The organism is Streptomyces sp. XY006 (assembly GCF_002237655.1).
Lineage (GTDB): Bacteria > Actinomycetota > Actinomycetes > Streptomycetales > Streptomycetaceae > Streptomyces > Streptomyces levis.
This window is the reverse complement of sequence record NZ_NOKT01000023.1, coordinates 21,513-45,198: the sequence shown is the minus strand read 5'-3', so window position 1 is coordinate 45,198 and position 23,686 is coordinate 21,513. Positions and strand designations below refer to the sequence as shown.

At 71.4% G+C, this 23,686-nt stretch carries 19 protein-coding genes; 7 read left to right on the top strand and 12 right to left on the bottom strand.

Going from position 1 to position 23,686, the window contains the following annotated elements:
* Nucleotides 1-15: 15 nt before the first annotated feature.
* The 8 genes from CHR28_RS25460 to CHR28_RS25425 form a co-directional block, all read right to left on the bottom strand.
* Nucleotides 16-672 carry a phosphatidylserine decarboxylase gene (locus tag CHR28_RS25460; protein ID WP_053671161.1) on the bottom strand — a complete coding sequence of 219 codons (657 nt, stop codon included), beginning with the start codon at nt 670-672 and terminating at the stop codon, nt 16-18.
* 170 nt (nt 673-842) lie between these two features.
* Nucleotides 843-2,048: an acyl-CoA dehydrogenase family protein gene (locus CHR28_RS25455; RefSeq protein ID WP_094056016.1), complete on the bottom strand. Its 1,206-nt coding sequence runs from the start codon at nt 2,046-2,048 to the stop codon at nt 843-845.
* Between the two features lie 2 nt (nt 2,049-2,050).
* The gene (locus CHR28_RS25450; protein ID WP_094056015.1) at nt 2,051-2,563 is read right to left on the bottom strand and encodes a MaoC family dehydratase; all 513 of its coding nucleotides are present in this window, start codon (nt 2,561-2,563) and stop codon (nt 2,051-2,053) included.
* A gap of 5 nt (nt 2,564-2,568) precedes the next feature.
* A complete protein-coding gene (locus CHR28_RS25445; RefSeq protein ID WP_094056014.1) occupies nt 2,569-3,531 on the bottom strand; it encodes an HpcH/HpaI aldolase/citrate lyase family protein in 963 nt (320 codons plus the stop codon).
* Nucleotides 3,528-5,576 (bottom strand): protein meaA, encoded by a 2,049-nt coding sequence (locus tag CHR28_RS25440; RefSeq protein WP_094056013.1) that lies wholly within the window; start codon nt 5,574-5,576, stop codon nt 3,528-3,530. Before CHR28_RS25440 ends, CHR28_RS25445 begins: the two co-directional genes overlap by 4 nt.
* A gap of 10 nt (nt 5,577-5,586) precedes the next feature.
* Nucleotides 5,587-6,930 carry a crotonyl-CoA carboxylase/reductase gene (ccrA, locus tag CHR28_RS25435; RefSeq protein ID WP_094056012.1) on the bottom strand — a complete coding sequence of 448 codons (1,344 nt, stop codon included), beginning with the start codon at nt 6,928-6,930 and terminating at the stop codon, nt 5,587-5,589.
* A gap of 379 nt (nt 6,931-7,309) precedes the next feature.
* Nucleotides 7,310-8,119 carry a TetR family transcriptional regulator gene (locus tag CHR28_RS25430; RefSeq protein ID WP_179272556.1) on the bottom strand — a complete coding sequence of 270 codons (810 nt, stop codon included), beginning with the start codon at nt 8,117-8,119 and terminating at the stop codon, nt 7,310-7,312.
* Between the two features lie 136 nt (nt 8,120-8,255).
* Entirely contained in the window at nt 8,256-10,061 is a 1,806-nt protein-coding gene (locus CHR28_RS25425; RefSeq protein WP_094056010.1) for a 3-hydroxyacyl-CoA dehydrogenase family protein, read from the bottom strand.
* A gap of 398 nt (nt 10,062-10,459) precedes the next feature.
* On the opposite strand from CHR28_RS25425, the gene CHR28_RS25420 reads away from it, so the two are divergent.
* Complete coding sequence (locus tag CHR28_RS25420; protein WP_094056009.1) at nt 10,460-11,035, top strand: adenylosuccinate lyase; 576 nt, start codon at nt 10,460-10,462, stop codon at nt 11,033-11,035.
* A gap of 1 nt (nt 11,036) precedes the next feature.
* Here CHR28_RS25420 and CHR28_RS25415 read toward each other — a convergent pair whose 3' ends face one another.
* The 4 genes from CHR28_RS25415 to CHR28_RS25400 form a co-directional block, all read right to left on the bottom strand.
* Nucleotides 11,037-11,537: a GNAT family N-acetyltransferase gene (locus CHR28_RS25415; RefSeq protein WP_094056090.1), complete on the bottom strand. Its 501-nt coding sequence runs from the start codon at nt 11,535-11,537 to the stop codon at nt 11,037-11,039.
* A 20-nt stretch (nt 11,538-11,557) separates the two neighbouring features.
* On the bottom strand, nt 11,558-11,956 hold the full coding sequence (locus CHR28_RS25410) for a RidA family protein (protein ID WP_094056008.1): 399 nt from the start codon (nt 11,954-11,956) through the stop codon (nt 11,558-11,560).
* 60 nt (nt 11,957-12,016) lie between these two features.
* Nucleotides 12,017-13,633, bottom strand: a complete 1,617-nt coding sequence (locus CHR28_RS25405) for an alpha/beta hydrolase (protein ID WP_094056007.1) — start codon at nt 13,631-13,633, stop codon at nt 12,017-12,019.
* Between the two features lie 137 nt (nt 13,634-13,770).
* Nucleotides 13,771-14,811: an Rv2578c family radical SAM protein gene (locus CHR28_RS25400; protein WP_094056006.1), complete on the bottom strand. Its 1,041-nt coding sequence runs from the start codon at nt 14,809-14,811 to the stop codon at nt 13,771-13,773.
* A gap of 170 nt (nt 14,812-14,981) precedes the next feature.
* Between CHR28_RS25400 and CHR28_RS25395 the strand changes: the two genes are divergently transcribed.
* From CHR28_RS25395 to CHR28_RS25370, 6 genes are all read left to right on the top strand, one after another.
* On the top strand, nt 14,982-15,425 hold the full coding sequence (locus CHR28_RS25395; RefSeq protein ID WP_094056005.1) for an SRPBCC family protein: 444 nt from the start codon (nt 14,982-14,984) through the stop codon (nt 15,423-15,425).
* A gap of 161 nt (nt 15,426-15,586) precedes the next feature.
* Nucleotides 15,587-17,965, top strand: coding sequence for an MFS transporter (locus tag CHR28_RS25390; protein WP_094056004.1), 2,379 nt, complete (start codon nt 15,587-15,589; stop codon nt 17,963-17,965).
* Nucleotides 17,966-18,109: 144 nt separating this feature from the next.
* Entirely contained in the window at nt 18,110-20,569 is a 2,460-nt protein-coding gene (locus CHR28_RS25385) for an ATP-binding SpoIIE family protein phosphatase (RefSeq protein ID WP_094056003.1), read from the top strand.
* A gap of 97 nt (nt 20,570-20,666) precedes the next feature.
* The gene (locus tag CHR28_RS25380) at nt 20,667-21,392 is read left to right on the top strand and encodes a class I SAM-dependent methyltransferase (RefSeq protein WP_094056002.1); all 726 of its coding nucleotides are present in this window, start codon (nt 20,667-20,669) and stop codon (nt 21,390-21,392) included.
* Nucleotides 21,393-21,543: 151 nt separating this feature from the next.
* Entirely contained in the window at nt 21,544-22,377 is an 834-nt protein-coding gene (locus tag CHR28_RS25375) for a M55 family metallopeptidase (protein ID WP_094056001.1), read from the top strand.
* The gene (locus tag CHR28_RS25370; RefSeq protein ID WP_094056000.1) at nt 22,370-23,683 is read left to right on the top strand and encodes a M20/M25/M40 family metallo-hydrolase; all 1,314 of its coding nucleotides are present in this window, start codon (nt 22,370-22,372) and stop codon (nt 23,681-23,683) included. The genes CHR28_RS25375 and CHR28_RS25370 overlap by 8 nt, the downstream gene beginning before the upstream one ends.
* The last annotated feature ends 3 nt before the right edge of the window (nt 23,684-23,686 follow it).

Here is a 23,686-nt window from a genome sequence, read left to right as displayed (position 1 = left end):
GCCTTGGTGTCAGGATCAATCACGGTCAATGCGAGTCACCCCAGCCACGGTCTTCTGCCCGACCTCGACCGCGACCTCCACGCCCTCGGGCAGATAGAGGTCGACACGCGAGCCGAAGCGGATCAGGCCGATCCGCTCGCCCTGCTCGACCTTGGTGCCCTCGGGCAGGTAGGGGACGATGCGGCGGGCGACCGCGCCGGCGATCTGGATCATCTCGATGTCGCCGAGCTCGGTGTCGAAGTGCCAGACGACACGCTCGTTGTTCTCGCTCTCCTTGTTGAAGGCGGGAACGAAGCCACCGGGGATGTGCTCGACCGACGTCACCGTGCCGGCCAGCGGGGCGCGGTTCACGTGGACGTTGAGCGGGCTCATGAAGATCGCGACGCGGGTGCGGCCGTCCTTCCACGGCATGATGCTCTGCACCACACCGTCGGCGGGCGAGATGACCCGGCCCTGGGTGATCTCGCGCTCGGGGTCGCGGAAGAACCACAGCATTCCCGCCGCGAGCGCGGTGGCGGGAACGGCGACGGCCTTCGCGGCGCCGGAGCGGCGGGCGCGGGCCAGGCTGAGGGCTGCGGTGGCGACGGTCGGAAGGAGCCACGGCGATGCTCCGCGCGCGAGGCGTACGCCGGCCCGGCTGTCGCGAGGTGCAGAGGTTTGGCTGTGGGGCATGGATGACCTTCGTAGCGGATGATGCCGCACTCTGACGGGGGACGGCGGCTTTCCGGCGATCGTAGCGGCTCGGGGCCGTAACTGGGTAAGCCAGGCAGCCGAGTCGGCGGCCGAAGAGTGCTGACGGGGTGTGATCTTCTTCTCCAAGAAAACACCCCGTATCCGGACATTCAGCCCTGGAATCGATACTCCTCGAGCAGGCGCCTGCCGATGATCATTTTCTGGATCTCGGCGGTGCCTTCACCGATCAGCAGCATCGGCGCCTCGCGGTAGAGGCGCTCGATCTCGTACTCCTTGGAGAAGCCGTAGCCGCCGTGGATCCGGAAGGCGTCCTCCACGACCTCCTTGCAGTATTCGGAAGCAAGATACTTCGCCATACCGGCTTCAAGGTCGTTTCGTTCCCCGGAGTCCTTTTTGCGTGCTGCGTTCACCATCATCGCATGCGCGGCCTCGACCTTGGTAGCCATCTCGGCCAGCTTGAACTGGATCGCCTGGTGCTGGGCGATCGGCTTGCCGAAGGTGTGACGCTGCTGTGCGTACTGGACACCCAGTTCGAACGCACGCTGAGCGACACCACAGCCACGCGCCGCGACGTTCACGCGGCCGACTTCGACCCCGTCCATCATCTGGTAGAAACCGCGGCCGGTGACCCCGCCGAGCACACGATCCGCAGGAATCCGCAGGCCATCCATGATGAGTTCGGTGGTGTCGACCCCCTTGTACCCCATCTTGTCGATCTTGCCGGGGATGGTGAGGCCGGGCCGCACCTCGCCGAAGCCGGGCTCCTTCTCGACGAGGAAGGTGGTCATCGACTTGTGCGGGGCGGTGCCCTCGGGGTGACCTTCGTCACTTCGCACCAGAACGGCCACCAGAGAGGAGGTTCCGCCGTTCGTGAGCCACATCTTCTGGCCGTTCAGGACGTACTCGTCGCCGTCCTTCACCGCCTTCGACGTGATCGCCGACACGTCCGAGCCGAGGCCCGGCTCCGACATCGAGAAGGCGCCCCGGATGTCGCCGGCCGCCATCCTCGGCAGGAAGTGGTCCTTCTGCTCCTGGGTGCCGTGCTGCTTGAGCATGTACGCCACGATGAAGTGGGTGTTGATGATGCCGGAGACCGACATCCAGCCGCGCGCGATCTCCTCGACGCAGAGGGCGTAGGTCAGCAGCGACTCGCCCAGGCCCCCGTACTCCTCGGGGATCATCAGGCCGAACAGGCCCAACTCCTTCAGCCCGTCGACGATCGCCTGCGGGTACTCGTCGCGGTGCTCCAGCTCCGTGGCGACCGGAATGATCTCCTTGTCCACGAAGTCCCGGACGGTGGACAGGATCTCCTGCTGGACGTCCGTCAGACCGGCGGTCTGGGCGAGTCGCGCCATGGCTACTTCTCCTGCTCCTTGAGCTCGGGGCGGCCGGGCTGCTCGCCGCCGCGCTCCTTGATGTACGTCTCGGTCGGCACCATCACCTTGCGGCGGAACACACAGACCAGCGTGCCGTCCTGCTTGTAGCCCTTGGTCTCGACGTAGACGATGCCGCGGTCGTCCTTCGACTTCGACGGCCACTTGTCGAGCACCGTCGTCTGGCCGTAGACCGTGTCGCCGTGGAAGGTCGGCGCCACGTGCTTGAGCGACTCGATCTCCAGGTTGGCGATGGCCTTGCCGGAGATGTCCGGCACGGACATGCCGAGCAGGAGGGAGTAGATGTAGTTGCCCACGACGACGTTCTTGCCGAAGTCGGTCGTCTTCTCCGCATAGTTCGTGTCCATGTGGAGCGGGTGGTGGTTCATGGTGAGGAGACAGAACAGGTGGTCGTCGTACTCCGTGACCGTCTTGCCCGGCCAGTGCTTGTACGTCGCCCCGACCTCGAACTCCTCGTAGGTGCGTCCGAACTGCATCGCGCTCAGGCCTCCGGGATCTCGAACTTGGACGTGCGCTGCATGCCGGCCGCGCGACCCTTGCCCGAGATGACCAGCGCCATCTTGCGGCTGGCCTCGTCGATCATCTCGTCGCCGAGCATCGCCGAGCCCTTCTTGCCGCCCGCCTCGGACGTGTAGTAGTCGTACGCGTCCAGGATCAGCTCGGCGTGGTCGTAGTCCTCCTGGGACGGCGAGAAGATCTCGTTGGACGCCTCGACCTGGCCCGGGTGCAGCACCCACTTGCCGTCGAAGCCGAGCGCGGCGGCGCGCTGCGCGACCTCGCGGTAGCCGTCGATGTTGCGGATCTGCAGGTAGGGGCCGTCGATCGCCTGGAGGTTGTTGGCGCGGGCGGCCATCAGGATCTTCATCAGGATGTAGTGGTAGGCGTCCGCCGGGTAGCCGGGCGGCTGCTCGCCCACGACCAGCGACTTCATGTTGATGGAGGCCATGAAGTCGGCCGGGCCGAAGATGATGGTCTCCACGCGCGGGGAGGCCTGCGCGATCTCGTTGACGTTGTTCAGGCCCTGCGCGTTCTCGATCTGCGCCTCGATGCCGATTTTGCCGACCTCGAAGCCCATCGTCTTCTCGATCTGCGTCAGCAGCAGGTCGAGGGCGACGATCTGCTGCGCGTCCTGGACCTTCGGCAGCATGATGCAGTCGAGGTTCTGGCCGGCGCCCTCGACGACCGTGACGACGTCGCGGTAGGTCCACTCGGTCGTCCAGTCGTTGACCCGGACCACGCGCGTCTTGCCCGTCCAGTCGCCCTCGTTGAGGAACTTGACGATGGTGTGCCGCGCCTCGGGCTTGGCCAGCGGGGCGCAGGCGTCCTCCAGGTCGAGGAAGACCTGGTCCGCCGGGAGGCCCTGGGCCTTCTCCAGGAAGCGCGGGTTCGAGCCCGGCACCGCCAGGCAGGAACGCCGGGGGCGAAGGCGGTTGACCGTGGTCATGCGGGGACCTCCAGGGGGTCGAGCTTGTTCGCTTTCCGGATCTCGTCGACGATGCGGCCGATGATTCCGGTGATGTCGAAGTCCTTCGGGGTGAAGACCGCGGCCACTCCGGCTTCCCTGAGCTGCTCGGCGTCACCATTCGGGATGATGCCACCGGCGATCACGGGGATGTCTGTGGCACCGGCCACACGCAGCCGTTCGAGGACGTCCGGCACCAGCTGGGCGTGGGAGCCGGACAGGATGGACAGGCCCACCGCGTGCACGTCCTCGGCGAGGGCCGCGTCCACGATCTGCTCGGGCGTCAGCCGGATGCCCTGGTAGACCACCTCGAAGCCGGCGTCCCGGGCGCGCACCGCGATCTGCTCGGCGCCGTTGGAGTGCCCGTCCAGGCCCGGCTTGCCGACCAGGAAGCGCAGCTTGCCCACGCCCAGGTCCTTGGCCGTCAGGTCCACCTTGCGGCGCACCAGGGCGAGCGTGCTGCCCTCCGCGACCGGCACGGCCACCGGCGCCGAGGAGACGCCCGTGGGCGCCCGGAACTCGCCGAACACCTCGCGCAGGGCCCCGGCCCACTCGCCGGTCGTCGCGCCGGCGCGGGCGCACTCCAGGGTGGCCTCCATGAGGTTCTCCGTGCCGCGGGCCGCCTCCTTCAGCCGCTCCAGGGCCTTGCAGGGCCGCGGGTGGTTGAAGGGCGGCTGGTAGCGGCTGTCGCGCCACCGCTGCAGCGCCTCGATGACCCGGGCCTCGACCGCTGGGTCCACCGTCTGGATCGCGGTGTCCAGGTCGGCGGTGAGCGGGTTCGGCTCGGTGCCCTCGAAGATGTTGACGCCGACGATCTTCTCCTGGCCGGACTCGATCCGGCCGCGGCGCTCGGCGTGCGAGGCGACCAGCTGCGACTTGAGGTAGCCGGACTCGACGGCCGCCATCGCGCCGCCCATCTCCTCGATGCGGTCCATCTCGGCGAGCGACGCCTCGACCAGGCCGTCCACCTTCGCCTCGATGACCTTCGAGCCCTCGAAGATGTCCTCGTACTCCAGCAGGTCGCTCTCGTAGGCGAGCACCTGCTGGATGCGCAGCGACCACTGCTGGTCCCAGGGCCGGGGCAGGCCCAGGGCCTCGTTCCAGGCGGGCAGCTGCACGGCACGCGCGCGAGCGTCCTTGGAGAGGGTGACGGCCAGCATCTCCAGCACGATCCGCTGGACGTTGTTCTCCGGCTGCGCCTCCGTCAGGCCCAGGGAGTTGACCTGGACGCCGTAGCGGAAGCGGCGGTGCTTGGGGTTCTCGATGCCGTACCGCTCGCGGGTGACCTGGTCCCAGATGCGGCCGAAGGCGCGCATCTTGCACATCTCCTCGATGAAGCGGACGCCCGCGTTCACGAAGAAGGAGATCCGGCCGACGACGTCACCCATGCGCTCCTGCGGCACCTGGCCGGAGTCGCGCACGGCGTCCAGGACGGCGATCGCGGTGGACATCGCGTACGCGATCTCCTGCACCGGCGTGGCGCCCGCCTCCTGCAGGTGGTAGCTGCAGATGTTGATCGGGTTCCACTTCGGCAGGTGGGAGACCGTGTACGCGATCATGTCCGTCGTCAGGCGGAGGGAAGGCCCCGGGGGGAAGACGTGCGTCCCCCGGGACAGGTACTCCTTGACGATGTCGTTCTGGGTCGTGCCCTGGAGCTTGGTGATGTCGGCACCCTGCTCCTCGGCGACGACCTGATAGAGCGCCAGCAGCCACATGGCCGTGGCGTTGATGGTCATCGAGGTGTTCATCTGCTCCAGGGGGATGTCCTGGAACAGCCGGCGCATGTCACCGACGTGCGCGATCGGCACGCCGACCCGGCCCACCTCGCCGCGGGCGAGGATGTGGTCGGAGTCGTAGCCGGTCTGCGTCGGCAGGTCGAACGCCACCGACAGACCCGTCTGGCCCTTGGCGAGGTTGCGCCGGTACAGCTCGTTGGACGCCTCGGCCGTGGAGTGACCGGCGTACGTGCGCATGAGCCACGGCCGGTCCTTCTCCCGCCTGCCTTCGGCGGGCTGACGCTCAGTCATCCAGCGCTCCTCAGATGTTCCGGAAGCGGTTGATGGCGTCGATGTGCTGGGCGCGCTTGGCCTCGTCACGCACGCCCAGGCCCTCCTCGGGGGCCATGCACAGCACGCCGACCTTGCCCTGGTGCAGGTTGCGGTGCACGTCGAAGGCGGCCTGGCCGGTGTCCTCCAGGGAGTACACCTTGGACAGGGTCGGGTGGATCTTGCCCTTCGCGATGAGCCGGTTGGCCTCCCAGGCCTCGCGGTAGTTGGCGAAGTGCGAGCCGATGATCCGCTTCAGGGACATCCACAGGTAGCGGTTGTCGTACTCGTGCATGTAGCCCGAGGTGGAGGCGCAGGTGGTGATGGTGCCGCCCTTGCGGGTGACGAAGACGGACGCGCCGAAGGTCTCGCGGCCGGGGTGCTCGAAGACGATGTCGATGTCCTCGCCGCCGGTGAGCTCGCGGATGCGCTTGCCGAAGCGCTTCCACTCCTTGGGGTCCTGGGTGTTCTCGTCCTTCCAGAACTTGTAGCCCTCGGCGTTGCGGTCGATGATCGCCTCGGCGCCCATGGACCGGCAGATCTCCGCCTTCTGCGGCGAGGAGACGACACAGATGGGGTTGGCGCCGCCGGCCAGCGCGAACTGCGTGGCGTAGCTGCCCAGTCCGCCGCTCGCGCCCCAGATGAGCACGTTGTCGCCCTGCTTCATGGCGGCGCCGTTGCGGGAGACCAGCTGCCGGTAGGCGGTGGAGTTGACCAGACCGGGAGCGGCGGCCTCCTCCCAGCTGAGGTGGTCGGGCTTGGGCATCAGCTGGTTGGACTTCACCAGGGCGATCTCGGCGAGGCCGCCGAAGTTGGTCTCGAAGCCCCAGATGCGCTGCTCCGGGTCGAGCATCGTGTCGTTGTGGCCGTCGGACGACTCCAGCTCGACGGAGAGGCAGTGCGCGACGACCTCGTCACCGGGCTGCCAGGCGTTGACGCCCGGGCCGGTGCGCAGGACCACGCCCGCGAGGTCGGAGCCGATGATGTGGTAGGGCAGGTCGTGGCGCTTGGCCAGGTCGCTGGTACGGCCGTAGCGCTCCAGGAAGCCGAAGGTGGACAGCGGCTCGAAGATCGACGTCCACACCGAGTTGTAGTTGACCGAGGAGGCCATGACGGCCACCAGGGCCTCGCCCGGGCCGAGCTCGGGCAGCGGCACCTCGTCCAGGTGGATCGACTTGCGGGGGTCCTTGTCGCGCGTGGCGAGCCCGGCGAACATCTCCGTCTCGTCCTTGTGCACGGTGATCGCGCGGTACGACTCGGGGAGCGGGAGGGCGGCGAAGTCCTCCGACGTGGAGTCGGGCGACTGGATCGCGGCCAGGATGTCCTTCACGGTCACGGTGTTGCCTCCGGCGGTGAGCGCCCTGAGGGAGGGGCGCCGATGGTTACGTCGGTGCTGCTGGGGATCGGGGGTGTGCCGTCGGTTCGGCGGTGATGCTTTCGGCAGCGCTGGTGGCGCGGGAGGTTGCCTGTGACGCAGGCGTCCGGGGCGGACGGGCACGGGGCCCGTTGGGACGTCGCCCGGACCTCTTCAACGTATGACACCGCGTGTCACCCCGCAAGGCACTGAGTGCCAGAACTTGCTCTCAGATGAAATCTTTACGTAACACATGAGCGATGATCGATCGAACGGCCTCGCCAAGGCCCTGCAAAAGGGCCCCTGACATGCCAAAACGGCCACCCCGAAGGGTGGCCGTCATCACAGTGCGGTGAGCCGCTCAGCGCTCCTTGAGGGCCTGCTCGATCGTCCGCATGACCTCGTCCAGCGGGGCGTCGGTGCGGGCGACCGTGACCAGCACCTCGCCCTGCGCCGAGGCCGTGGCCGCGGCCGGCTGCGGCTCCGCCGAGCGCCCGGCGCCGATCCCGCTGCCGAAGGTCCGGCGCACGATGGCGAAGGCGTGGTCGAGCTGCGCCTCCACGTCCCCCTGCCCGCCGGCCCTGAGCCACCGCCGCAGGACGTGGTTGTGCGCGGTGACGACCGCGGAGGCGGCGACCTCGGCCAGCAGCGGGTCGTCGTTGGCGTCGTCGGCGTGCGCGCGCTCGTCGAAGTGGCCGAGGAGGTAGCGGGTGAACAGGCGCTCGTAGCGGGCCACCGACGCGATCTCCGCCTCGCGCAGGGTGGGCACCTCGCGCGTCAGCTTGTAGCGGGCGACCGAGATCTCCGGCCGGGCCGCGTACATCCGCATGACTTCCTTGATGCCCCGGCACACCGTGTCGAGCGGATGCTCGTGCGCGGGCGCTGCGTTGAGCACCGCCTCGGCGCGGATCAGGGTGTCGTCGTGGTCGGGGAAGATCGCCTCTTCCTTGGAGCGGAAGTGGCGGAAGAAGGTGCGGCGGGCGACCCCGGCCTGGGCCGCGATCTCGTCGACGGTGGTCGCCTCGTACCCCTTGGTCGCGAACAGCTCCATCGCGGCGGCCGCCAGTTCCCGGCGCATCTTGAGCCGCTGGGCGGCGGCACGGGAGCCTGCGGCACTTTCCGGCGCGTCGGCCGTGGCTGGTGTACGTGAGGACTTGGCGGGCTGGGACATGCCCTGAACGTACTGCATGTGCGCAGCTCGGTGCGCATGAGCCGGTTCTCCGCCCCCGCCGGAAGGGGGCGGGAACCGGTCCGGGCCGAGCAGGCCGCCCCACTCGGAGCCGGACCGGAACCAGTCGCCGGGACGCTCAGCGCTTGGCATATTCGCGGAAGCCACGGCCGGTCTTGCGGCCGAGGCAGCCCGCGGCCACCAGGTGCTCCAGCAGCGGCGCCGGGGCGAGGCCCGGGTCGCGGAACTCGCGGTGCAGGACCTTCTCGATGGCGAGCGAGACGTCGAGTCCGACGACGTCCAGCAGCTCGAACGGGCCCATCGGGTAGCCGCCGCCGAGCTTCATCGCCGCGTCGATGTCGTCGAGCGAGGCGTAGTGCTCCTGGACCATCTTGATCGCGTTGTTGAGGTACGGGAACAGCAGCGCGTTCACGATGAACCCGGCGCGGTCCCCGCAGTCGACGGCGTGCTTCCTGATCCTGCCGCAGACCTCGCGGACCGTGGCGTGGACGTCGTCGGCGGTCAGCACCGTGCGGACGACCTCGACCAGCTTCATGGCCGGCGCCGGGTTGAAGAAGTGCATGCCGATCACGTCCTGCGGACGCGAGGTGGCCCGGGCACAGGCGACCACCGGCAGGGACGAGGTGGTGGTGGCCAGGATCGCGCCCGGCTTGCAGACCTTGTCCAGGGCGGCGAACAGCTGCCGCTTGACCTCCAGGTCCTCGGCGACGGCCTCCAGGGCCAGGTCGACGTCGGCGAAGTCGTCGTACGTGCCCGTGGCCGTGATGCGGTCCAGGGTCGCGGCGGCGGCCTCGGCGGTCATCCGGCCCTTGTCGACCGAGCGGGCCAGGGACTTGCCGATCCGGGCCTTGGCGGTCTGCGCCTTCTCCTCGCTGCGGGCGGCCAGCACGACCTCGTACCCGGCCTTGGCGAAGACCTCGGCGATCCCGGAGGCCATGGTCCCGGAGCCCGCGACACCGACCGAGCGGACCGCACGGCCGGCGACCGTGTCGCCGCCCTCCTGCGGGGTGAGCGCGTCCGGCACGACCGTGCCGCTGCCCGGCGCCTCGTACGTGTAGAAGCCCCGCCCGGCCTTGCGGCCCGTCAGGCCGGCCTCGCTGAGCTGCTTGAGGATGGGAGCGGGGGCGTGCAGCCGGTCGCGGGACTCGGCGTACATGGCGTCCAGGACCGTACGGGCGGTGTCGACGCCGATCAGGTCGAGCAGCGCCAGCGGACCCATGGGCAGACCGCAGCCGAGCCGCATCGCGGCGTCGATGTCCTCGCGGGATGCGTACTTCGCCTCGTACATCGCGGCGGCCTGGTTGAGGTAGCCGAACAGCAGGCCGTCGGCGACGAATCCGGGCCGGTCGCCGACCGCGACGGGCTCCTTGCCCAGGTCCAGCGCGAGGTCGGTGACCGCGCTGACGGCCGCCGGGGCGGTGAGCACCGAGGAGACGACCTCGACCAGCTTCATGGCCGGGGCCGGGTTGAAGAAGTGCAGGCCCAGCACCCGTTCGGGATGCGCCGAGTCGGCGGCCAGCCGCGTGACGGACAGCGCGTTGGTGCCGGTCGCCAGGATGGTCCCGGGACGCACGATCCCGTCGAGCTCCCGGAAGATCTGCTGCTTGACCTCGTACGACTCCGGCGCGACCTCGATGACCAGGTCGGCCTCGGCCGCGGACCGCAGGTCGGCGGAGGTGCGGACGCGGGCCAGGATCTCGGCGCGCTCCTGCTCGGTCAGCCGCCCGCGCTCGACGCCACGGGCGGTGGAGGACTCCAGGGCGGCGACGCACTTCGCGGCCTGGGCCTCGCTGATGTCGATGCCGACGACCTCGCGGCCGGCCTTGGCGAGGACCTCGGCGATGCCGGTGCCCATCGTGCCGAGGCCGACGACGGCGACGGTCCGCAGCGGGGACAGGGACGGGTCGGAAAGGGGAGTGGCCATCGCGGGACTCCAGGATGAGGGTGGTGACGACGGGGAACGCGTCCCGGGTGCGCCGGGAAGAGCCGGCGAGGGCCGGATTCCGGGGCGCACCGGGCGCGTGAGAAGTGCGGGTGTGGTCCGGGCTGCCATGCGCACACGCCCGGTGCCGTCGCTCGCGGGCGTGCACACGCCCGGCGCGAACGGCCGTTCCGACCGGCCCTGTCCCGGGGCCGGGTCGTACTGCGGTGCCTGAGGCACCGAACCGACTGCTCCTGCGGCGGCCGCGTCACCAGACCGTCGGCAGGCAAGCGAGTGGGTGACTCGCTCGTCTGAGCTTAACTGGCGGGTAACGAGCGCGCCAGTCCCCGTCTTTGTGATGTACGTCCCGAGCGACGGGCCGGGGTCCTAACCTCGGTGTCATGGACGAAGAGTTGCGATCACTCACGGAGCGCTTACGGCAGGAGTCGGGGGCGTCGCCCGCGTTCGAGCGGCTCGTGGCGACCGACGACCTCGACGCCCTGGCGGGGGTGCTGACCGAACCCGGGCAGCCGCTGTGGGCGCGGGAGCTGGCGGCGTTCCGGCTCGGTCTCGCGGGGGACCGGCGGGCCTTCGAGGCCCTGGTGCTCCTGCTCAACCACCGTGATCCGCCGCGCTGCGCCTCCGCCGCGTACGCCCTCGCCCGCCTCGGCGACCCGCGCACCGCCCGCGCGGCCGCCGCCCTCGCCACCAACGAACTGCGCGTCGCCTACGCCCTGCACCCGGTCCGCCTCCTGGTCGAGCTGCGCGCCCCGGAGGCCGTGCCCGCGCTGATCACCACGCTCCGGCGCCGGCTGCGCCCGCACGATCCGTACCGCCGGGTGGCGCTGGCCTGCGTGGACGGGCTCGGCACCCTGGGCGACGGCCGGGCCGGACCCGTGCTGAACGAGGCCTTGGCGCACCCGGCGCTGGCGGAGGCGGCGGTGCGCGCCCTGGGGCGGATCCCGAAACAGAGGTGAGTCAGAGCGGCCTGGCGTAGCGGACCTCCGGCACCACCACGCCGTCCACCTCGAAGGGCTCCTCCGCGCCGTCCGGCCGCAGACCGGCCCGTTCGTAGAAGCGGCGGGCCCGGGCGTTCTCCTTGAGCACCCACAGCAGGAGACGGCCGTGGCCCGCGGCGGCGCAGCGCGAGACGGACTCCGCGAGCAGCGCCTGCCCCGCGCCCCGGCCGAGATGGTCCGGGTGGACGTAGAGCGCGTACAACTCGGCGTCCCCGGCGCGGACTTGGACTTCGCCCTCCCGGTACGGGCCGTGGCAGGCCCAGCCGACGACCTCGCCGGCCGCGTCCTCGGCGACCAGGTTCACCACCGCGCCGCCCTGTACGAGACGGGCGCGGCGCCGCTCGGCGTCCTCCGCGACGCTGAGGCCGTCGAGGTACGACTGCGGGATCATCCCGCGGTAGGCGTGCTGCCAGCCGCGGACGCGGATCTCCGCGACGCGGTCGCAGTCGGCGCGGGTCATCTCCCGTATGCGCGGGCCCGTCACTCGGCCACCACCGCGAAGGCCTCGATCTCCATCAGGCAGTCCGGGCGGACCAGCCCGGCGACCCGCACCGCCGACGCGGCCGGCAGCCGGTCGTCGGGCAGGTGCGCCGCCCGGGCGGCGCGGATCGCGGGCATGTGGGCCATGTCCGTGACGAAGCAGGTGAGTTTGACGACGTCGTCGAAGGTGGCCCCGGCGGCGGCCAGGCACCGCCGGAGGTTCTCGAACACCTGGCGGGCCTGCGCCGCCGGGTCGCCCTCGCCGACCGGCCGGCCCTCCTCGTCGAGCGGGAGCTGACCGGCGATCGCCACGAAACGGCCCGTGCCCATGACCACATGGCTGTACTGCGCCGCGGGGGCGACTCCGTCGGGGGCGGGGATCCTCGTCAGCTCACTCATGGGTCCATGGTGGACCATGGGGGTGACGTCCCCGCCCCCGGCGGACGGGCCGCGGGCGGCTCAGCCGCGGAAGCCGAGCAGCCCGTGCAGCGTCGAGCCCTTCGCGGAGGCCGACTCCGCCGTACTCGACGCCCCCTCCGCCTTCTTCGACGTCCCCTCGGCCGACGCCGCCGGCTCCGGGTCCGGCAGAGCCTCGCACACGGCGTCGGCGGCGCCGTACCCGCGCGGCACGGTGCCGTCGGTCAGATAGGCCGCCAAGTGCTCGTCCAGGCAGGCGTTCCCGCTCAGCGTGATGCCGTGGTTGCCGCCGCCCTCCTCGACGACCAGGCTGGAGCGGGCCAGCAGCCGGTGGGCCGTGACGGCGCCCTCGTACGGGGTGGCCGCGTCGCCGGTCGCCTGGAACAGCAGCACCGGCGGCAGCTTGCCGTTGGCGACGTTCACCGGACGCAGCGAGTCCGTCGGCCAGAAGGCGCAGGGCGCGTTGTACCAGGCGTTGTTCCAGGTCATGAACGGCGCCTTCTCGTACACCGCCCAGTTGTCCTTGCGCCACTGCCGCCAGTCGCGCGGCCAGCCGGCGTCCCGGCACTGCACGGAGGTGTAGACGCTGTAGCCGTTGTCCCCCGAGGCGTCCACCGCGCCGAAGTCGTCGTACGCCTCGACCAGCGGCTCGGGGTTCTTGTCGTTGACCCAGGCCGCGAACGCCTCGGCGAGGCTCGGCCAGTAGCCGTTGTAGTAGCCGCCCGGGAGGAAGGTGTCCTCCAGTTCCGAGGCGCCCACGGTGCCGCCCGCCGGCTTCTTCGCCAGGGCGGCACGCATGGCGTACCACTTGGCCTCGACCTTCTCCGGGTCGGTGCCCAGCCGGTAGGCGCTGTCGTGCCGGGCGACCCAGGCCAGGAAGGCGCGGTGGCGGTCGTTGAAGGCGAGGTCCTGGTTGAGGTTGGCCTCGTACCAGACGTCGGTCGGGTCCACCACCGAGTCCAGGACCAGCCGCCTGACCCGCTCCGGGAAGAACTTGGCGTAGACGGCGCCCAGGTAGGTGCCGTACGAGTAGCCGAAGTAGTTGATCTTTTTGGCGCCCAGGGCCCGCCGGATGGCGTCCATGTCGCGCACGGCGCTGGTGGTGTTGATGTACGGCAGGACGTCCCCGTACTTCTTGCCGCAGGCGGCGGCGAAGGACCTGGCGCGGTCGAGGTTGGCCTTCTCGGTCGCGGGCGAGGCCGGCAGGGAGTCCGGGCGGACCGGGTCGAAGTGGCCCGGCCGGCAGTCCAGCGCGGGCTTGCTCGCGCCCACGCCGCGCGGGTCGAAGCCGATGACGTCGTACTGGGCCGCGACCTGCTTCGGCAGCGCGGACGCGACGAAGCCGGCGAGCGTCAGACCGCTGCCGCCGGGGCCGCCCGGGTTGACCAGGAGCGGCCCCTGGTAGGTCTTGGCGGTGTGCGGCACGCGGGACAGGGCGAGGGCGATCTGCCGTCCCTGTGGCCGCCGGTGGTCCAGCGGCACCTTCAGGGACGCGCACTGCAGCGTCGGGTAGGTGTCGGTGGCGCAGTTCTTCCAGGTGAGCTTCGCGGCGTGCACGGAATTCGCGGTGCTGGGTGCGCTCGCCTCGGCGGGAACGGCCGTGAAGGTCCCGGCCATGACGACGGCGGCGCCGCACAGCGCGGCTGCGCGTTTTCTCATGGAGTCCTCCCAGGACGGCGGGATCGAGGCCCGCGAGGGTCACCGTCCTCGCCGCATCGTCCCGGAAAGCGGTCCCGGAAGAACTCATTCCGTAAAACTCATGACCCGATTGGATCTTCGGATGCGCTCGTATGCTCCTAAAGAAGCGAAAGTTGGATGGGTCCGGACACGGGGGGTTCCGCCGCCGGCTCGGAAGGCCGGATCCGCCGCGGCGTGCCCGCGCGCGTGGGCCCGATGCCGTACTCCTCGGCCAGTTCGTGCACCTGACGGGTGATCCGGCGCTGGTACCACTTCGGCGCGTAGGAGCCGTCCGCGTACAGCCGCTCGTAGCGCGGCACCAGGTACGGGTGGTGCCGCCCCAGCCAGGTCATGAACCACTCGCGGGCGCCGGGCCGCAGGTGCAGCACCAGCGGGGTGACGGACGTGGCGCCGGAGGCGGCTATCGCCCGTACCGTCGCCCGGAGTTGGTCGGGCCGGTCGCCGAGGAACGGGATGACCGGCGCCATCAGCACCCCGCAGCCGATGCCGTGCTCGGCGAAGGTCCGTACGACCTCAAGGCGCCGCTCCGGCGCGGGCGTGCCCGGCTCGACGGTGCGCCACAGCTCCTGGTCGGTGAAGCCGACCGAGACGGAGATGCCGACGTCGGTCACCTCCGCCGCCTGCCGGATCAGGTCGAGATCGCGCAGGATCAGCGTGCCCTTGGTCAGGATCGAGAAAGGGTTCGCACGGTCGCGCAGGGCCGCGATGATGCCGGGCATCAGCCGGTAGCGGCCCTCGGCGCGCTGATAGCAGTCGACGTTCGTGCCCATGGCGATGTGCTCGCCCTGCCAGCGGTGCGAGGCCAGCTGCCGGCGCAGCAGCTCCGGCGCGTTGACCTTGACGACGATCTGGCTGTCGAAGCCGAGTCCGGTGTCGAGGTCGAGATAGCTGTGGGTCTTGCGCGCGAAGCAGTACACGCACGCGTGTGAGCAGCCCCGATAGGGGTTCACCGTCCACTGGAACGACATCCGGGACACCGCCGGCACCCGGTTGATGATCGACCGGGCGCGGATCTCGTGGAACGTGATCCCACGGAACTCCGGCGTGTCGAAGGTACGGGTCGTCACCGCGTCCGCGCCGAACAGCGCCGCGTCGGCCCGGCTGTGTTCGGAGTCCGCTGTGAGGTTCTCCCAGCGCATGGCGCCTCCTCGGTAGCTCTGGCCACAGAATAGAACACATGTTCCCTTGATCGTGCGAGGGTGTTTTCCGAACGTGTTCGACCGGGTTGGACGCCCCCGATTTGGGAGCCCGGGCGGCGGGGTGGTTGGCTTGCCCCGACCCCCGAGCAACCAGGTCCTGGAGGAGAGCGATGGCGCAGGTCGAGGCCACTACGGAGCGGATCGTCGCGGCGGACGCGGAGACGGTGTTCGACGCCCTCGCCGACTACAACGGCACGCGCGCGCGGCTGATGCCCGAGCAGTTCAGCGAGTACGAGGTCCGCGAGGGCGGCGACGGCGAGGGCACCCTCGTCCACTGGAAGCTGCAGGCCACCAGCAAGCGCGTGCGCGACTGCCTCCTGGAGGTCACCGAGCCCACCGACGGGGAGCTCGTCGAGAAGGACCGCAACTCGTCCATGGTCACCACCTGGCGCGTCACCCCGGCCGGCGAGGGCAAGTCCCGGGTCGTGGTGACCACCACCTGGACCGGCGCCGGCGGCATCGGCGGCTTCTTCGAGAAGACCTTCGCGCCCAAGGGTCTCGGCCGGATCTACGACGCGCTGCTCGCCAGGCTCGCCGCCGAGGTCGAGAAGTAACCATCGGGGGCTCAAGCCCCAAGTGAGGCACGGTTGTTGTGCCTCTCACCGGTTCGGGTGATCTCCGTACCGCTCGGCTGTGTGCCGTAACTCGTCGCGCTTGCTCATAGTTGTCGCTTTTACGCGGGAATGGTGTGGCGGCGCGACGAGGGGAGCGGTGAGTGGGCGGGATCACTCTGGCGCAGGACGAACCGGCGGTGGCGCCTCCCGACACCCCCGCCCCACCACCGTCCCCGGCCGCCGGACTCAGTCCCCGCCGGGTGCGGTTGATCGTCTTCGCGCTCATGCCGGCCCTGCTCCTGGCCGCCCTGGAGCAGATGATCGTCGCCACGGCCCTGCCGAAGATCGTCGGTGAACTCCACGGCCTGGACCGGATGTCCTGGGCGATCACCGCCTATCTGCTCACCGCCACGGTCGGCCTGCCGATCTACGGCAAGCTCGGCGATCTGCTCGGGCGCAAGAGCGTCTTCCAGTTCGCCATCGTCGTCTTCGTCGCGGGCTCCGCGCTCGCGGGCCGCGCCCAGACCATGGACCAGCTGATCGCCTTCCGGGCGGTGCAGGGCGCCGGCGCGGGCGGCCTCATGATCGGCGTCCAGGCGATCATCGCCGACATCGTGCCGTCCCGGCAGCGCGGCCGCTACCTGGGCCTGATCGGCGCCGCCTTCGGCCTCGCCTCGGTAGCCGGGCCGCTGCTCGGCGGCTACTTCACGGACCACCTCACCTGGCGCTGGTGCTTCTACGTCAACGTGCCCTTCGGCCTGCTCACGCTCGCCGTCGTCGCCGTCGCGCTCAAGCTGCCCAAGCCGGCCGTGAGGGCCCGGCTCGACCTCCTCGGCGCGCTGCTGCTCACCGCCGCCTCCACCTGCCTGGTCCTGCTGACCAGCTGGGGCGGCACCGAGCACGCCTGGGACTCGCGCGTGATCCTCGGCCTCGGGGCCGCCGCCATCGCGTCCGCCGTCCTCTTCCTCGTCGCCGAGCGCTTCGCCGCCGAACCCCTCATCCCGCTGCGGCTGTTCCGCGACTCCGTCTTCAACGTCACCAACCTGATCGGCCTGGTGATCGGCGCCGCGCTGTTCGGCGCCGCCAGCTACCTGCCGACGTACCTGCAGATGGTCGACGGCGCCTCCGCCACCGAGTCGGGCCTGCTCATGCTGCCCATGATGGGCGGCATCGTCGGCGCCTCGGTCATCGCCGGGCAGCTCATCAGCCACACCGGCCGCTACAAGGCCTACCCGGTCCTCGGCGGCGCCCTCTCCGTCGCCGGGATGTGGCTGCTGTCCCGCCTGGAGGCCGGCACGCCCCGGCTGCACTACAGCCTCTGGATGGCCGTCCTCGGCGCCGGCATCGGCCTGGTGATGCCGGTGCTCGTCCTCGCCGTGCAGAACTCGGTGCGTCCCGCCGACCTCGGAACCGCCACCAGCGCCGGCAACTACTTCCGGCAGATCGGCGGCAGCGTCGGAGCCGCCGTCTTCGGCACCCTCCTCGCCGACCGGCTCGCCGACGCCCTCGCCGACCGCCTCCCCGCGCGGGCGGGCGGCGGCCTGCCCGACCCGGAGTCCCTCACCCCGCAGCTCGTGCACACCCTGCCCCCGGCCCTGCGCGACGGCTACATCCGGGCGTACGCCGACGCCATGCCGCGGATCTTCCTCTACCTGGTGCCGGTGCTGGCCCTCGGGCTGGTCATCGCCCTCTTCCTCAAGGAGAAACCCCTGGTGTCCCACAACGCCTCCGTCACCGACCCGGACACGGCGCCGATCCCGCAGGCCCGCACCGGGTACGCCGCCGGCGTCCCGGTCTGCGGCTCGGTGCAGCACCACGACGGGACCGTCGTGCCCCGCGCGGCCCTCACGCTCATCGACGTCACCGGCCGGCAGACCGGGCGCGGCGCGAGCGGCGAGGACGGCCGCTACGCGCTCGCCACGCCCGGCCCGGGCTCGTACGTGCTGATCGCCGCGGCCGGCGGGCACCAGCCGCAGGCCGTCTCCGTGACCGTCGGCGAACGCCCCGTCGAGCTCGACATCGTCCTCGGCGGCGCCGGAAACCTCGTCGGCAGCGTCGTCACCGCCGACGGCACACCCGTCCGGGACGCCACCGTCACGCTCACCAACGTGCACGGCGAGGTCGTGGCCACCACGCGCAGCGGCCGGGAGGGCGGCTACGTCATCACCGAGCTGGTCGCCGGCGAGTACACCCTTGCCGCCAGCGCGCCCGCGTTCCGCCCGGCCGCGCTCCCCGTCACCGTCCAGGCCGCCCGCGAGACCCGCCGGGACATCGAGCTGGCCGGGGGCGCCGTACTGCGCGGCACCGTCCGGGCCGGGGGCGGCCGGCCCGTGGAGGACGCCCGCGTGACCCTGCTCGACGTGGCCGGCAACGTCGTCGACACGCTCACCACCGGCCCCGACGGCACCTTCCGCTTCGTCGACCTGTCCTCCGGCGAGTACACCGTCATCGCCGCCGGGTATCCGCCCGTCGCCACCGTGCTCCAGGTCGCCGGCGGCGGGCGGACCGAGCGGGACCTGCAGCTGGGGCACGAGGACTGAACTCCGACGGCGCGCGGGGTCGCACGCCGGTGCGCACCCCGCGCGAGCAATTCGCGCGTTGCCGCACATCGCCGGTGGCGATCGCCGTACGGTGGTGACGCGGGCACAGATCTTGCGGATCCGTGGGGAGAGAGGGCCTGGGCCATGGACCGTGGCAGTAAGCGGGAGACACCTCCCGGCCCGGGAGCCGGGAATGCGGCGGAGCCCGCGGAGCCCGGACGCGTCCCGCTGGCCGTGGTCGTCGTCGACCGCGAGGGACTCGTGTCGCACTGGAGCCGGGGCGCACGCCGCCTGTTCGGCGTGCCCAGGGAAGAGGCCATCGGCCGCACCGCCCTCGACCTGCTCCCCGTCTCCGGCGCCCTGACGGAGGGCCACGACCCGGCACCCTGGGCCGACGACGGTCTCGGGCCCGACCTCGGCTCCTCCCTGGACGGCGGGCTCTCCTACCCCGCGGCGGGCCGCGCCCGCCTCGCCGCGCCCGGCCGGGAGCGCGCCGACGTCCTGTGGTGGGCCTACCCGCTGGTCGGCCCCGGACCCGAGCGGCTGCTCGTGCTCGCCGCCGACGCGGAGGGCCTGCGCCCCGGCGACGGGACCTTCGAGCGGATCGCGCCGGGCTTCGCGCTGCACACCGACTTCCCCGGCGCCGAGGACCTCGCCCGCCGGCTGCCCGAGATCCTGCCCAGCATGAGCGTCGGCGAGAGCGCCCGCATCGTCGGGCAGATCCTCGAACTGGGTTATCCCGTCCTGGAGTTCAGCCAGAACGACCGGGTGCCCGTCACCCCCGACTGGGGCGTGGCCCGGCGCGCCGAACGCAAGGCGCGCCGCGAGCGGGCCGCGCGGGCCCGGGCCGCCGGCGAACCGGTGCCGGAGGAACTGCGCGACGAGGCCGAGGACCTGGAGTACGCCGCCGTCCGCGAACGCCTGGAGTTCCTCAACGAGGTCAGCGGCCGCATCGGCACCTCCCTCGACCTGTCCCGCACGATCATCGAGGTCAGCAGGGCCGTCGTGCCCCGCTTCACGGACGTCGCCGGCACCTATCTGCGCGAGCAGGTCGTCGCGGGCGAGGGGTTCGCCGAGGGCGTGCCCGACACGACGACCCTGTGGCACCGGGTCGCCGTCGAGCACACCGACGAACCCGGCCGCTGGGACGACGTCGTGCCGGTCGGCGAGGCCATGCCGTTCCCGGCGCACACGCCGTTCTTCCAGTGCATGACCACCGGTGAGCCCGTGCTGGTGCCGCGCATCAGCGAGGAGATGGGCCACGCCATCGCCGCGCAGTTCGAGAAACGCGACATCCGGCCGCTCATCACGGGCCGCTCCATGCTGGTGGTGCCGCTGAAGGCGCGCGACGTCGTCCTCGGGTTCATGATCCTGCTGCGCCACCCCGAGCGGCCCGTCTTCAACGACATGGACCGGGTCACCGGCGCCGAACTCGCCGCCCGGGCGGGCCTGGTGCTGGACAACGCGCGCATGTACACGTTCCAGGAGAACGTCGCCGAGACGCTCCAGGACAGCATGCTGCCGCACATCCCGCCCCGCATGGCGGGCTGCGACATCGCCACCCGCTACCTGCCGGGCACGCTGCTCGGCCGGGTCGGCGGCGACTGGTTCGACGCGGTGAAACTGCACGGCGGGCGCACGGCGTTCGTCGTCGGTGACGTCATGGGCCACGGCCTGAACTCGGCCGCCATGATGGGCCAGTTGCGCACGGCCGTGCAGACGATGGCCGGACTGGACCTGCCGCCCGCGCAGTTGCTGCGCAACCTCGACGACCTCGCCCAGCGCCTCGGCGACACCTACCTCGCCACCTGCCTGTACGCCGTCTACGACCCCATCGCGAGCGAGCTCCGCCTGGCCAACGCCGGGCACATCCCGCCCGTCCTGGTCCGCGCCGAGGACGGCCGCAGCGAACTGCTCGACCTGCCCACGGGCGCGCCGATCGGTGTCGGCGGCGTGCCCTTCGAGGAGGTCCGGGTGCGCATCGAGCCCGGTGACCGGCTGGTGATGTGCACCGACGGGCTGGTCGAGGTGCGCGGCGAGGACATCGGCGTGGGGCTGGCGACCCTCTGCGAGTCCGCCGCCCACCCGGCCGCGTCCATGGACGCCGCCTGCGACACGATCATCCGCTCCCTCAACACGCGTGGCGGCCGCAAGGACGACGTCGCCCTGCTGATGGCCCGCCTCAACGGCATCGAGCCCGGCGACGTGGCCGAATGGCGCCTGGCCCTGGACGCGGCCGAGACGGGCCGGGCCCGCGCGGTGGTCCGCGAGCAGCTGCACGACTGGGGCCTGGCCGAGCTGGCCGCGCCCGCCGAACTCCTGGTCAGCGAACTGGTCACCAACGCCGTCCGGCACGCGCACGCCCGGCCGGTCGCCCTGCGTCTGGTGCGCGGTGACACCCTGCTGTGCGAGGTGGACGACGACGACCACGAGCTGCCGACCCTGCTCAGTGCCGGGCCCCTGGACGACGCGGGACGCGGTCTCCGGGTCGTCAGCACGCTGGCCCGGGAATGGGGGACCAGCCGCACCGGCGCCGGGAAGACGGTCTGGTTCGAGCTCACCCTGCCGCGCCGCCGGACACCGCCCGCCTCGCACGCCGAGTGAAGGAACGCGCCACGTCCTTGTGGCCGGGACCGGGGCGCGGTACACCGTACTCGCCCGTCACTGAGGGCGGGATCGGTTCGCACCCCGGGGAGTGGGCATGAGCGTGACGAGTCGGTACCGGGAGTCCTGGGAGGGATTCTGGCGTGAGGCGTCCGACGCTCCGGGGGCGGTGTTCTGGGACGCGGAGCCGGCCCTGACCGTCGGGCCGCACCTGGCCCTGTTCGAGCCCCATCTGGCCGATTTCCCGCTGCCGCTGGTGGATCTCGGCTGCGGCAACGGCACCCAGACCCGGTACCTCGCCGACCGCTTCCCGCGGGTCGTGGGCGCCGACCTGTCCGCCGCGGCCCTGGAGCACGCCCGCCGGGCCGACCCGGCGGGACGGGCGACGTACCGGCGGCTCGACGCGGCCGACAAGGACGAGGTGCAGTCCCTGCACGCCGAGCTCGGCGACTGCAACATCTATCTGCGGGGCGTGCTGCACCAATGCGAGCCGGACGACCGGCAGGCGCTCGCCGACGGGATCGCCACCCTGGTCGGCGACCGCGGCCGGGCCTTCCTCGTGGAGCCTGCCGGTGCCGCCAAGGCGGTGCTCATGGGCCTGGCGAGCGGACCGGACGGGCCGCCGCCCAAACTCGCCCCCGTGTTCCGGCACGGCATCGCACCCGGCGAGGTCGCCGACGAGGCCGTGCCCGCGTATCTGCGCTCGGCCGGGCTCACCGTCCTGGCGAGCGGTGACCTGCCCCTGATGACGACGGAGTACCGCCCCGACGGCACGCGCGTCGAGCTGCCGTCCCATTGGCTGGTGGCGGGGCGCGCCGGCTGAGAGCGGCCGGCCGGGCCCGCGGCCACCTCGCGGACCGGCTCACCTCCCTGCTCGGCGACCTGCCGATCCGCCGGTGACCACGTCGTAGCCGGTTGCGCCCGCAGCGCGTAACGTGACGAACCATGAAGATCTCCATCCGGGACGGCTCGTCATGAGAATCCTGATCAGCGCCGACATGGAGGGCGCCACCGGCGTCACCTGGCCGGACGACGTGATGCCCGGCGCGTCCCAGTGGGAGCGCTGCCGGTCGCTGTTCACCTCCGACGTCAACGCCGCCGTGCTCGGCTTCCTCGACGGCGGCGCCGACGAGGTGCTCATCAACGAGGCCCACTCGACGATGCGCAATCTGCTGCTGGAACAGCTGGACGAGCGGGCCCAGATGCTCACCGGGCGGCACAAGGCCCTGTCCATGGTGGAGGGCGTGCAGTACGGCGACGTCGACGGCGTCGCCTTCGTCGGCTACCACGCGGGCGCCGGCATGGAGGGCGTCCTGGCCCACACCTACCTCGCCAACTCGATCACGGGCGTGTGGCTGAACGACGTGCGGGCGAGCGAGGGGCTGCTCAACGCGCACGTCGCCGCCGAGTTCGGGGTGCCGGTCGTGCTGGTCACCGGGGACGACGTGGCCTGCGAGGACGCGCTCGGGTACGCGCCGGAGGCGCTGAAGGTCGCCGTCAAGGACCACGTCTCCCGGTACGCGGCCGTCTGCCGCACGCCCGCGCGCACCGCCGCCGACATCCGGGCCGCCGCCAAGGAGGCCGCCGCCCTGGCGGTGCGTCACGAACCGGCCCACGGCGGGCCGTTCACCGTCGCCGTCGAGTTCGACGCGGAGCACCTGGCGATGGCCGCCACCGTCGTGCCGGGTGTGGAGCGGATCGCGGAGCGGAAGGTGGCCTACACGAGCGGGACCATGTACGAGGGCATCCGCACCTTCAAGGCGGTCACCACGATCGTCGCGGCCGCGGTGGAGGAGCAGTATGGCTGAGCAGACGGACGCGCGGGCGCTGGAGGAGGTCGTGACGTTCACGTCCGACCTCATCCGGATCGACACCACCAACCGGGGCGGCGGCGACTGCCGGGAGCGGCCCGCCGCCGAGTACGCCGCCGCGCGGCTCGCCGACGCCGGGATCGAACCGACGCTGCTGGAGCGCACCGAGGGACGCACCAACGTCGTCGCGCGCATCGAGGGCACCGACCCCTCGGCGGACGCGCTGCTCCTCCACGGCCACCTGGACGTCGTGCCCGCGGCGGCCGCCGACTGGAGCGTGCACCCGTTCTCCGGGGAGATCCGCGACGGGGTCGTCTGGGGGCGCGGCGCCGTCGACATGAAGAACATGGACGCGATGATCCTGGCCGTGGTGCGCGGCTGGGCCCGCCAGGGCGTCCGGCCCCGGCGGGACATCGTCATCGCGTTCACCGCGGACGAGGAGGCCAGCGCCGAGGACGGTGCCGGATTCCTCGCCGACCGGCACGCCGCGCTCTTCGAGGGCTGCACCGAGGGCGTCAGCGAGTCGGGCGCGTTCACCTTCCACGACGGCGCCGGACGGCAGATCTACCCGATCGCGGCCGGGGAACGCGGCACGGCCTGGCTGAAGCTCACCGCGCGCGGACGCGCCGGGCACGGCTCCAAGGTGAACCGGGACAACGCCGTCACCCGCCTCGCCGGCGCGATCGCCCGGATCGGCGCGCACCAGTGGCCGCTGCGCCTGACCCCGACCGTGCGCGCCGCGCTCACCGAACTCGCCGCGCTGTACGGCATCGACACCGACCTCGCCGACGTGGACGCCCTGCTGGACAAGCTCGGCCCGGCGGGCCGGCTCGTCGAGCCCACCCTGCGCAACAGCGCCAACCCGACCATGCTCGACGCCGGCTACAAGGTCAACGTCATCCCCGGGGAGGCCGTGGCCTACGTCGACGGCCGGTATCTGCCCGGCGGCGAGGAGGAGTTCCGCACCACGCTCGACCGGCTCACCGGCCCGGACGTGGAGTGGGAGTACCACCACCGCGAGGTCGCCCTGCAGGCGCCGGTGGACTCGCCGACCTTCGCGCGGATGCGGGCCGCCGTCGAGGAGTTCGCGCCGGAGGGCCACGTCGTGCCGTTCTCCATGTCCGGCGGCACGGACGCCAAGCAGTTCTCGCGCCTCGGCGTCACCGGCTACGGCTTCACCCCGCTGAGGCTGCCGGACGGCTACGACTACGCTGCCATGTTCCACGGCGTCGACGAGCGGGTACCGGTCGAGGCGCTGCACTTCGGCGTCCGCGTCCTCGACCGGTTCCTGCGGACCGCCTGACCG